At 61.5% G+C, this 1,065-nt stretch carries 1 protein-coding gene; it reads left to right on the top strand.

Translation table 11 applies throughout. The annotated features are described in order from the left end of the window. Positions 1 to 162: 162 nt before the first annotated feature. The coding region (locus H4O10_RS22130) for an IS110-like element ISStma6 family transposase (RefSeq protein WP_049396193.1) at positions 163 to 1,065 on the top strand (903 nt) is incomplete at its 3' end.

Below are 1,065 nucleotides of genomic sequence, written 5' to 3'. Positions count from 1 at the left end.
GGCGACCGTGTGGATCCAGGTCTTGCGACCGAGAAGTAGCTTGGGTCCCCACGCCGGATTCTCCCTGAACCGCCCGAACAGTTGGTTGAGTTGGCGCTCGAACTGATAAGACTGGGCAAGCGGGGAGAGCTCTCGACCCTGTCAGCCTAGCGGAGTTCTGCCATGTTTGGGATCGGGATCGATGTGAGCAAAGCCACGCTGGATGTGGCCGTCCATGGAGAGCAGTTTCGCCAATTCAGCAACGACAAGCGCGGCTTTGTGCGCTTGATTCGGTGGCTGAAGACGTGGCCGATCAAGCAGGTCGTTCTTGAGGCAAGCGGGGGTTACGAGCGTGCTGCTCTGGATGTATTGCACGCCGCTGGCCTGCCGATGGTACGAATCAATCCGGCGCGTGCACGGCGATTTGCCCAAGGCACGGGCCGTGCCGCCAAGACCGATCGGCTCGATGCGACAGTGCTGGCACAGATGGCCCATTTGTTGCCGCTGACCCGCTACGTACCGCCTGCTCCTTGGCAGCAGCGTCTGGCTGAATTTGCGCAATGCCGCAGGCAACTGGTGCAGATGCGGGTCAGTGAGATGCAGCGCTTGCGGCGATTGGTCGATCCGGATCTGATTGCGATGAAGCAACGCCATATAGCTCAGCTATCTGACGACCTGAAGCAGTTGGATAAAGCTATTGCCGAGCAGCTTGAGGGGCAGCCTGGCTGGAAGAATATCGGCGCGCTCAAAGGCGTCGGCCCCATCCTGATCAGCACACTGGCCTGCGAGTTGCCCGAACTGGGCAGCTTGGGAAGCAAAGCCATAGCATCGCTGGTGGGGTTGGCCCCGATGAACCGCGAAAGTGGCACCTGGCAGGGCCAACGGCGGATCAGTGGTGGGCGCGCGGTGGTACGCGAAGCCCTTTACATGGCGGCCCTGACGGCCATCCGGTACGAGCCAAGGCTGCGCGCGTTTTACGCTGGCCTGAAGGCCAAGGGCAAAGCGAGCAAGGTGGCGCTCGTGGCGGTCATGCGCAAAATGCTGGTGATCCTCAACGCCCGTAAGCGAGACGCCGAGGTGGCCCTC

The organism is Stenotrophomonas sp. I18B00994 (assembly GCF_014145825.1).
GTDB lineage: Bacteria > Pseudomonadota > Gammaproteobacteria > Xanthomonadales > Xanthomonadaceae > Stenotrophomonas > Stenotrophomonas maltophilia.
The sequence above is the reverse complement of the archived record's forward strand: the minus strand, read 5'-3'. Positions and strand labels throughout refer to the sequence as shown.